A 9897-nucleotide genomic window follows, 5' to 3' on the forward strand; every position below is an offset into this window, starting at 1 on the left:
CATACGCATTGCAGGCTGTTCGAGCCTATCTGATCGCGTCCAGCGCCTGCCTCTGCCGATGCATCTCCAAAAACACGCGGTAGTCGCGATCGAACCGGCCGGCGGCAGCCGGATTCGACGCCCGCTTCCTGCCGCCCTGCTGCATGGCGACGCAAGCGGCGTTCAGATCAGGGAAAAGCCCGGCGGCGGTGGCCGCAACCATGCCGGTGCCGAGCAGCACCGCCTCGTCGGCCAGCGGCTCGACCACCGTGCAGCCGGTGGCGTCGGCGTAAAGCTCCATCAGCAGCGGGTTCTTGGTGTGCCCGCCGGTGACATGCAGCGTGTCGATCAGATAGCCGTTCTCGTTCAGTGCCTCCAGCACATGGCGCACGCCCAGCGCGATGCCGACGGCGGTGCGCCAATAGAGCTTGCACAGGCTGTCGAAGGAGGAATCCAGCGTCAGTCCGCTGATGACGCCGACCGCATGCGGATCGGCGAGCGGCGAGCGGTTGCCGTGGAAATCCGGCAGCACATGCAGCCTTCCGGCAAGATTCTCGCCCTCTATGGCACGCAGTTCGGCGACACGCCGGGCGATCCTGGCGTGCATGGCGGCGTCCGGCTCACCGCCGGCGCCATGCCAGCGGATGATGTGGTCGAGCAGCGCGCCGGTCGCCGATTGACCGCCTTCCGACAGCCAAAGCTTGGGAAGGCCCGCCCCATAGTAAGGGCCCCAGACTCCGGCAAAGGGTTGCGGATCGGGTGACATCGCCATGACGCAGCTCGACGTGCCGGCGATCAGCGCCAGATGGCGGCCGATGTTGGTTTCATCGCCGGCAAAGCCACCGAGGACCCCGAGAGCGCCGGCATAGGCATCAATGACGCCGGCGCCGACCCGGCATTTTTCGGTCAGGCCAAGCTCAGCTGCAGCTTCCGCGCTCAGCCGGCCGATATCGGTGCCGACCGGGCTGGCCTTGTCAGGCAGATTGCCATGCTCGAAAAGGTCGCCAAGGCCGACGGCTTCGAAGAAGCTGCGCCGCCAGCCGGTTTCCTCATGCGCCAGATAGGTCCACTTGGCGGTCAGCGTGCACTGCGAACGGGCGAGCGAGCCGGTCGCCTTCCAGGTGAGAAAGTCGGTGAGGTCGAATAAATAGCCGGCTTCATTCCATGTTCCGGGCAGGTTGCGCTTCAGCCACATCAGCTTCGGCGTTGCCATTTCCGGCGACATGACGCCGCCGATATAGTCGAGCACGGCATGGCCGCTTTCGGTGCATTCATCCGCCTCGGCAATGGCGCGGTGATCGAGCCAGACGACGGTGTCCCAGCGCCTTTCGCCTGACACCGACACGCTGAGCTGGCCACCATCCCTGCCCCGCACCACGAGCGAGCAGGTGGCATCGAAGGAGATGCCGACGATATTCTCCGGCGCCACGCCGGCCTTTTCGCGGGCGGCGCGCACCGCAATGCAGACCGCCGACCAGATATCCCGCGAATCGTGTTCGGCGTGATCGGCCTTCGGCCGGTTCATGACGATCGGGTGCTCGGCGCGACCGAGCAAGGTGCCTCCGGTGTCGAGAATGCCCGCGCGGGCGCTCCCGGTGCCGACATCGACCGCGCAAACGAAACTTTTCGTCAAGGTGTTCCTGCTCTCGCTCCCAGGCCTGCAATCAGATCAGGCAATTGCAGCATGTCAGCGAATATAAAGTCCGGCTCACTCGACGCAAGCCGCGCTTTCAGTGCCGGGTTGCCAGTATGTGAGCCGCCGGTGAAGGCAAGGACGCGCATGCCTGCAGCCCGCGCCGCTTCGATGCCGGCGGGGCTGTCCTCGATGACCAGACAATTTTGCGGGATTGCTCCCATTTTGGCGGCTGCGTGGAGAAAAAGGTCCGGCGCCGGCTTGCCCCGCGCGACCATGGCGGCGCTGAACAGATGCGGCTCCAAGAGCTCGAGCAGCCCGGTGACGTCGAGCGCATAACGGATGCGGTCCAGCGTGCCGGAGGAAGCGACGCAGCATGGCAGCCCGAGCCTCGGCAGAACCTGCCCGATGCCGGGGATCGGCTTCAGCTCCTCGCGAAACTTGCGCATCAGCTCGACACGCATCCCGGTCAGATGCTGGTCGGTGATATCAATCCCGAAGTCGCTAAGAAGAATTTCGCGAACGCTTTTCATGCTCTTGCCGAGAAAATGCTCATAGGCGATCTCCTCGCTGATCGTGCCGCCGGCAAGCGTGATCATGCCAAGCAGCGCCGCGACGGACAGTGTCTCGCTATCGACCAGCACGCCGTCGCAGTCGAAGATGACCAGATCAGGCGTCATTGCAGGGCCTTCATGGGCGAGACTTCATGGATATTGAGCCGATTTTAGAGCTGGCCGGCGAGGTAGCGCGTCAGTGTCGCACGCGCGCCGTCGGCCCAGAGCGCCTTGAGCGCATTGGCAAAGGCTTCGACAAACGGCGCCGCGCGGCCGACATCGCCATAGATGTCCTCCATGGCAAGCCAGGCGGCAGGCGCATCCTTTGCCGCCCTGGCGGTCGTCTGCAGCCGGTCCCAGCTCGGATCGTTGGGTTCGATGACGGCTCCGCTATCCGTCGTGCCGAAGCAGTAGCGGCACCAGAGCGCCGATTCCAGCGCCAGGCCAGCGACGCCCTTGCCGGCTTTCAGCCGGTCGGCGATGGTCGGGATGATAAATTTCGGCTGCCGGTTGGAGCCATCGAGACAAAGCCTGCGGATCGTGTCGCCGATCTTCGGATTGGAGAAGCGGTGCTCGATGAGTTGATAATAGTCCTCCAGCACGGTGTCCGGCACCGGTGGCACGGTCGGGATGATCTCGTCGTGCTCCAGTCTGTCGAGAAAGCCGCGCACCAGCGGCTCCTGCATCGCCTCGTGGACGAAATGGATGTCCATCAGTCCGGCCGGATAGGCGATGGTCGCATGGCCGCCATTGAGGATGCGGATCTTCATCAGCTCGTAGGGCGCGACATCGCTGACGAACTGCACGCCGACCTTCTCCAACGGCGGGCGGCCGTCGGTGAAATGGTCCTCCAGCACCCATTGCTTGAACGGCTCGCAGAACACCGGCCAGTTGTCTTCAAGGCCGAACTCGCTCGACAGAATGCCGCGCTCACGGTCGGTGGTGGCCGGCGTGATGCGGTCGACCATGCCATTGGGAAAGGCGACTTCCTCGCCCACCCACTTCGCCAGATCCTCGTCGATCAGCCGCGCGAGACCAACGACGCCGTCAGAGGTGACATGGCCGTTGTGGGGGATGTTGTCGCAAGACATGACCGTGAAGGGCACGATGCCGTTGTCGCGGCGGCGGATCAGCCCGGCAAGGATGATGCCGAAGACGGTCTTCGGCGTAGCGCCCGGCTCAGCATCGGAGACAATGTCGGGATGGGTTGGATTGAACACGCCGGACGCCGGATCGATGAAGTAGCCGCCTTCGGTGATGGTCAGAGAAACGATCCTTATCGCCGGATCGGCGAGCCGTTCGATGATCGCGGCCGCATCGCCCGGCATCAGGAAATCGACCATGACGCCGGTGACGCGGGCGCTCATATGACCACTGTCCTGCTCGACCACGGTGGTCAGCCAGTCCTGTTCCTGCAGCTTGCCGCGGCCGACCTTCTCGCCCTCGAAGACGCCGGCGCCGACCAGTGCCCAGTCGTGGCCAACGCCCGAATTGAACAGATCGTCGAGATAGACTGCCTGATGCGAGCGGTGGAAATTGCCGACGCCGAAATGCACGATGCCGGCTTTGAGCGCAGCGCGATCATATTTCGGGCCGGCAACCTTGGGCGGAAGCTTGGCGAGGATGGAAGACGAGAGTTTCACGGCCATTTGCTTTTTATCCTTGGGCGGGACGGCTCTTCTCCCCGTGGAGGAAACGGGGAGAAGAGCGCCTTCGCCCCCCTCAACTCATCCACTGGCCACCGTCGACATTGTAGGTCTGGGCGACGATGTACTCGGCGTCCTCGCTGGCCAGGAACACCGCCATGCCGGTGAGGTCTTGCGCCGTGCCCATACGGCCATAAGGCACCGCCTCGCCGACCAGCCGCTTCTTCTCGCCTTTCGGCCGGTTCTCGTACTTGGCGAACAGGGAATCGACATGATCCCAGTGCTCGCCGTCGACGACGCCCGGCGCGATGGCATTGACGTTGATGCGGTGCTTGATCAGATCGAGCCCAGCCGACTGGGTGAGCGAGATGACGGCGGCCTTGGTGGCGCAATAGACGCCAACCAGCGCCTCGCCGCGGCGCCCGGCCTGGCTCGCCATGTTGATGATCTTGCCGCCCTTGCCCCGGGCGATCATCGAGCGGGCGGCTGCCTGCAGCATGAACAGCGTGCCGGCGACATTGACGGAAAACAACCGGTCGTAGCTCGCCTTCGATATCTCGACGATCGGCGCCAGGTCGAACAAAGCGGCGTTGTTGATCAGTATGTCCAGCCCGCCGGTCCTTGTCTCGACCGCTTTCACCGCCGCCTCGATCGAAGCGAGGTCGGTGACGTCCAGTTTCACGGCATAAGCCTTGCCGCCGATCTCCGAGGCCGTCTTTTCCGCAGCTTCGAGATTGATGTCGCCGATCGCAACCGTGGCGCCCTCGCGCACATAGGCTTCGGCGAACGCCCTGCCGATGCCGCGCGCCGATCCGGTGATCAGCGCCGATTTACCCGTCAGCCTCATTGCATCATCGCCTTTCCGTCGGCGCCGAAGCGGTGCAGCTTGGCCTTGTCCGGGGTCAGATAGATCGTGTCGCCGTGATCGACGGCCAGTTCACCGTCGGCGCGCACCGTCAGCGGACCGACGCCGTCCGCCTGCACGTGCAAAAACGTGTCGGAGCCAAGATGCTCGGCGACACCGACCGTGGCCTTCCAGTCGCCTGATGTCGTCGAAATGTTCATATGCTCCGGACGGATACCGACCGTCCTGGCGCCGTACTTGGCCGCCGACGCGCCTTCGATCAGGTTCATCTTCGGCGAGCCGATGAAGCCAGCGACGAACAGGTTCTTCGGCGTCTTGTAGAGCTCCATCGGCGAGCCGACCTGCTCGACATTGCCGGCATTGAGCACGACGATCTTGTCGGCCATGGTCATCGCCTCGACCTGGTCGTGGGTGACGTAGACCATCGTCGTCTTGAGCTGATGATGCAGCTCACTGATTTCCAGCCGCATGGTGCCGCGCAGGGCCGCGTCGAGGTTGGACAAAGGTTCGTCGAACAGGAAGGCCGAAGGCTGGCGCACGATGGCGCGACCGATGGCGACGCGCTGGCGCTGACCGCCGGACAGTTGGCCGGGGCGGCGTTCGAGATAGTTGGTGAGATTCAAGATGCGCGCCGCGTCCTTCACCTTCCTGTCGATGGTCGCCTGGTCCTCCCCCGCCATCTTCAGCGGAAAAGCGATGTTCTTGGCCACCGTCATATGCGGGTAGAGCGCATAGGACTGGAACACCATGGCCAGCTTGCGCTTGGCCGGTGCCTCGCCGGTCACGTCGCGGCCGTCGATGTTGATGGTGCCGGCGGTGGTGTCCTCCAGCCCGGCGATCAGCCGCAGCAGCGTGGACTTGCCGCAGCCCGACGGGCCGACGAAGACGACGAACTCGCCGTTCTCGATGACCAGATCGATGCCCGGAATGATGATCGTCGACCCGAAGGACTTGGAGACGTTCTTGAGCGTGATGTTTCCCATGGTTTCCTCCCCGAGGGGTTATTTTTCGTCTGATGCTTCAGGCAACGTCCGTCACTTCACGGCGCCAAAGGTCAGGCCGCGCACCAGCTGCTTCTGGCTGAACCAGCCCATGATCAGGATCGGCGCGATCGCCAGCGTCGAGGCCGCCGACAGTTTGGCCCAGAACAACCCTTGCGGGCTTGAGAAGGAGCTGATGAACGCGGTGAGGGGTGCTGCCTCGGTGGTGGTCAGCCGGATCGTCCAGAACGCCTCGTTCCACGCCAGGATGATGTTGAGCAGCATCGTCGAGGCGATGCCCGGCACCGCCATCGGCGTCAGCACATAGACGATCTCGTTCCAGAGCGAGGCGCCGTCCATGCGCGCCGCTTCCAATATCTCGCCGGGGATTTCGCGGAAATAGGTGTAGAGCATCCACACCACGATCGGCAGGTTGATCAGCATCAGCATGATCATCAGGCCGATGCGGCTGTCGAGCAATCCGGTATCGCGGAAGATCAGGTAGATCGGGAACAGCACGGCAACCGCCGGCATCATCTTGGTGGAAAGCATCCACATCAGGATGTCCTTGGTCCACTTGCCCGGCGAGAACGCCATCGACCATGCCGCCGGTATGGCGACAAGCAAGGCCAGAATGGTCGAGCCGACCGACAGGAACACCGAGTTGAGGAAGAACTTGAAGTAGCCGCTCTGCGCCTCGACCGCGGTATAGCTCTCCGTGGTTCCCGACGGAAACAGGTTGAAGCCCTGGATGGCCTCCTGCTCCGACTTGAACGAGGTGATGATCGTATAGAGGATCGGGAAGAAGACCAGCAGGGCGACGATCCAGGCGGCCGCGGTCGCAATCGTCTTGTGCCGGGTGCTGACTGCACGTGCCATGGTCAGGTCCTCCCGTATCGGCGATGTTGGCGGCAGGGTCGACCCCCACTCCGGTTTGCTGCGCGGGACACCTCTCCCCCGATCGACGGGGTAGAGGAAGGGCGCGGCTTCGATGCAGGCGTTTCCTCTCCCCCGGGCAGGGGGAGAGGTGTCCCGCGCAGCGGGACGGAGTGGGGGTGGTTCAGCGCACGTAGCATCGTTTCCTCCCTTATTTGTCCAGGTTCTTGCCGACCGCGCGCATGGCGAAGAAGGCGACGATGTTGGCGAGAATGACGGCGAGGATACCGCCGGCGGATGCTTGGCCGATTTTGAACTCCAGCAGCGCCTTCTGGTAGACGAGGAAGGGCAGGTTGGTGGAGGCGTAACCGGGGCCGCCATTGGTGGTGACGAGGATCTCGGCATAGACCGACAGCAGGAAGATCGTCTGGATCAGGATGACGACGGTGATGGCGCGCGACATGTGCGGCAGCGTCAGATAGATGAAGCGGCTGATGAAGCCGGCCCCGTCCATCTCGGCGGCCTCTTTCTGCTCGCCATCGAGCGACTGAAGCGAGGTCAAGAGGATCAGTGTCGCAAATGGCAGCCACTGCCAGGCGACGATGATGATGATCGCCAGCATGGGATATTGCCCGAACCAGTCGATCGGCTGCCCGCCGAAGAAGCGCGCAATATCGGCAAAGACGCCGTATTGCGGATGCATGATCATGTTCTTCCAGACCAGCGCTGCCACCGGCGGCATGACGAAGAACGGCGAGATGACGAGGATGCGGACGATGCCCTGTCCCCATATCGGCTGATCGAGCAGGAGGGCCAGCAGGATGCCGCCGATCACCGTGATCAAAAGCACGCTGACCACGAGGATAAGCGTGTTGAGGATCGACTGCAGGAATGCCGGGTTTGAATAGAAGAGCGCGTAGTTCGAGAAGCCGACGAACCCGTCGCGGATCGGGTTGAGCGGGTTGTACTGCTGGAAGGAGAACCACAGGGTGAACGCCAGCGGCACGATCATCCAGACGAACAGCAGCACCACGGATGGCGCCATCATGAAGCGGGCAAGCGAACGGGTCTGCTGAGTAGCCATGACGGTCACCCTTCAAAGGTCAGCCAAATTTTCGAAAGTGTGAAGGGGGCCGCCCGAACTGGGATTCGGGCGGCCCCTTTGCCGGCCATGATAGGCAACCGGCGTTCGGCACCGGGAGGAGCCTTACTGGATATAACCGCCCTCGGTCATCGTCGCGGTGGCAGCGTCCTGCGCCTGCTTCAAGGCGTCGTCGACGCTCGTCTGGCCGGCGAGTGCCGCCGAGAACAGCTGGCCGACAGTCGTGCCAAGGCCCTGGAACTCGGGGATGGCGACGAACTGGACGCCGACATAGGGCACCGGCTTGACGGTCGGATGCGTCGGATCGGCGGCGTTGATCGAGTCCAGCGTCATCTTGGCGAAGGGCGCCGCCTTCTGGTATTCGGGGTTGTTGTAGAGTGAAGTGCGCGTTCCGGGCGGAACATTGGCCCAGCCTTCCTTCGATGCGACGAGCTCGGCATAGGCTTTGCTGGTTGCCCAGGAGACGAATTTCTGAGCGGCGTCAGCCTTCTGCGTGCCGGCTGGAATGGCCAGCGACCAGGCCCACAGCCAGTTGCCGCGCTTGCCAAGCCCGTTGTCGGGAGCAAGCGCGTAACCGACCTTGTCTGCGACTGTTGAGTTCTTCGGGTCGGAGACGAAGGACGCGGCGACGGTGGCGTCGATCCACATGCCGCACTTGCCCTGCTGGAACAGCGCCAGGTTTTCGTTGAAGCCGTTCGAAGACGCGCCCTCGGGGCCATTGGCCTTCATCAGGTCGACATAGAACTGCAGCGTGTTCTTCCACTCGGGCTGGTCGAACTGCGGCTTCCAGTTCTCATCGAACCAGCGTGCGCCGAAGGAGTTCGACATGGCGGTCAGGAAGGCCATGTTCTCGCCCCAGCCGGCCTTGCCGCGCAGGCAGACACCGTTCACGCCGCTAGCGCGATCCGTCATCTTGTCGGCGGCTTGCTTGATGAAGTCCCAGGTCGGCGCGTCGGGCATGGTCAGCCCGGCCTTCTCCATCAGGTCCTTGCGGTACATGACGAAGGAGCTTTCGCCGTAAAACGGCGCTGCGTAAAGGGTGCCGTCGACCGACAGGCCGCCGGCGATCGCCGGGATGATGTCCTTGACGTCATAGTCGTCGCCGAGCTTGTCGAGCGGCAGCAGCCAGCTCTGCTTGGCCCAGATCGGAACCTCGTAGGTGCCGATGGTCATCACGTCGTACTGGCCACCCTTGGTGGCGATGTCGGTGGTGACGCGCTCGCGCAGCACGTTCTCCTCGAGCGTGACCCACTGGAGCTGGATGTCGGGGTTCTTGGCGGTGAAGTCGTCGGTCAGCTTCTGCATGCGGACCATATCGCCATTGTTGACAGTGGCGATGGTGATGGATTCGGCATGCGCGGCGAACGCAAAAGCGCTGGCCGACAACAGACCCAGGGTGAGCGTGCGAAGTTTCATCAAATTCCTCCCATAGACCAAGCTGAGCATTTGCCTTGGCTATGGGCAATTACTCACTCTCCGTGAATTATGTCAAGCCGGATTCGTTGCTGCAGCGCAGCACGCAGCCTCGTGCGGGATTCGGTTCCGGACGGTTTGAATAAGCTTGCCGGCGCCCCAGACCTCGGGTTTTCGGCGCGGCGTATCGACCTATTGGCCGGCGATCTCAGCCAGGATCCATTCGCGAAAAGCGCGGATCTTCGGCACGTTGCGCCGCGCCTGGGGATAGACCAGCCAATAGGCATGGCCGTCGTCGCCGACCAGATCGAACGGCTGGATCAGGCGGCCATCGGCAAGCTCGGCGTTGAAAAGCGCGGCCGTCACGATCGCCACGCCCTGCCCGGCGATCGCGGCGTTGGCCTCGTAGGCCTGCGCACCCATGCTGGAGCCGGGGCGCTTGGCCAATTCCTCGACCGGCAGGCCGGCGGCGATAAACCAGTCCCGCCACCAGATGTCGCCGGGGTCGAGGATCGGCAGGCGCAACAGATCGGCAGGCTCCTTCACCCCGCCAATGGACGCCGCGAGTTTCGGGCTCAGCATCGGCGTGAAATCCGCATTGAAAAGCTTGTGCACTTCCACGCCCGGCCAGTTTCCCCCGCCTGAACGGATGGCGATGTCGATATCCTCGCGGGTGAAGTCGACCACGCGGTTCGATGTGTCGAGGCGAACCGCCAGCGACGGGTGCGCGACCTGAAACGAGCCGAGATGCCGCGCCAGCCAATTCGAGGCAAAGGTCAGCAGCGTCGAGACACAGAGCACCCCATCGGCGCCGCTGCGCGCGGCAGCATATGCTCCGCCCAACAGGGC

The 9897-nt window shown here is 63.4% G+C and carries 9 protein-coding genes; all 9 read right to left on the reverse strand.

The window, feature by feature from the left end; genetic code table 11:
• Positions 1-25: 25 nt before the first annotated feature.
• Positions 26-1612: an FGGY-family carbohydrate kinase gene (locus tag EOB36_RS23940; protein ID WP_127205548.1), complete on the reverse strand. Its 1587-nt coding sequence runs from the start codon at positions 1610-1612 to the stop codon at positions 26-28.
• Positions 1609-2292: an HAD family hydrolase gene (locus EOB36_RS23945; RefSeq protein WP_127205549.1), complete on the reverse strand. Its 684-nt coding sequence runs from the start codon at positions 2290-2292 to the stop codon at positions 1609-1611. Before EOB36_RS23945 ends, EOB36_RS23940 begins: the two co-directional genes overlap by 4 nt.
• Before the next feature lie 44 nt (positions 2293-2336).
• The gene (locus EOB36_RS23950) at positions 2337-3815 is read right to left on the reverse strand and encodes a mannitol dehydrogenase family protein (protein ID WP_128241617.1); all 1479 of its coding nucleotides are present in this window, start codon (positions 3813-3815) and stop codon (positions 2337-2339) included.
• Between the two features lie 73 nt (positions 3816-3888).
• Positions 3889-4659 carry an L-iditol 2-dehydrogenase gene (locus tag EOB36_RS23955; protein WP_127205551.1) on the reverse strand — a complete coding sequence of 257 codons (771 nt, stop codon included), beginning with the start codon at positions 4657-4659 and terminating at the stop codon, positions 3889-3891.
• Positions 4656-5660 (reverse strand): ABC transporter ATP-binding protein, encoded by a 1005-nt coding sequence (locus EOB36_RS23960; RefSeq protein WP_127205552.1) that lies wholly within the window; start codon positions 5658-5660, stop codon positions 4656-4658. The genes EOB36_RS23955 and EOB36_RS23960 overlap by 4 nt, the downstream gene beginning before the upstream one ends.
• A 51-nt stretch (positions 5661-5711) precedes the next feature.
• Entirely contained in the window at positions 5712-6536 is an 825-nt protein-coding gene (locus EOB36_RS23965) for a carbohydrate ABC transporter permease (RefSeq protein WP_128241618.1), read from the reverse strand.
• Between the two features lie 208 nt (positions 6537-6744).
• Positions 6745-7617: a sugar ABC transporter permease gene (locus EOB36_RS23970; RefSeq protein WP_095484591.1), complete on the reverse strand. Its 873-nt coding sequence runs from the start codon at positions 7615-7617 to the stop codon at positions 6745-6747.
• A gap of 123 nt (positions 7618-7740) precedes the next feature.
• Complete coding sequence (locus EOB36_RS23975) at positions 7741-9051, reverse strand: sugar ABC transporter substrate-binding protein (protein WP_095484592.1); 1311 nt, start codon at positions 9049-9051, stop codon at positions 7741-7743.
• Positions 9052-9240: 189 nt separating this feature from the next.
• Positions 9241-9897: LysR substrate-binding domain-containing protein (locus EOB36_RS23980; RefSeq protein WP_128285875.1), on the reverse strand; the 657-nt coding region annotated here is incomplete at its 5' end.

Origin of the sequence: Mesorhizobium sp. M6A.T.Cr.TU.017.01.1.1, from assembly GCF_004023115.1 — a bacterium.
In the GTDB taxonomy this organism is placed as follows: Bacteria; Pseudomonadota; Alphaproteobacteria; order Rhizobiales; family Rhizobiaceae; genus Mesorhizobium; species Mesorhizobium mediterraneum.

Coding starts and splice junctions, on each gene's coding strand:
- EOB36_RS23945 (WP_127205549.1), bottom strand. CDS start 2,292: ATGACGCCTGATCTGGTCATCTTCGACTGCGACGGCGTGCTGGTCGAT.
- EOB36_RS23950 (WP_128241617.1), bottom strand. CDS start 3,815: ATGGCCGTGAAACTCTCGTCTTCCATCCTCGCCAAGCTTCCGCCCAAG.
- EOB36_RS23955 (WP_127205551.1), bottom strand. CDS start 4,659: ATGAGGCTGACGGGTAAATCGGCGCTGATCACCGGATCGGCGCGCGGC.
- EOB36_RS23960 (WP_127205552.1), bottom strand. CDS start 5,660: ATGGGAAACATCACGCTCAAGAACGTCTCCAAGTCCTTCGGGTCGACG.
- EOB36_RS23965 (WP_128241618.1), bottom strand. CDS start 6,536: ATGGCACGTGCAGTCAGCACCCGGCACAAGACGATTGCGACCGCGGCC.
- EOB36_RS23970 (WP_095484591.1), bottom strand. CDS start 7,617: ATGGCTACTCAGCAGACCCGTTCGCTTGCCCGCTTCATGATGGCGCCA.
- EOB36_RS23975 (WP_095484592.1), bottom strand. CDS start 9,051: ATGAAACTTCGCACGCTCACCCTGGGTCTGTTGTCGGCCAGCGCTTTT.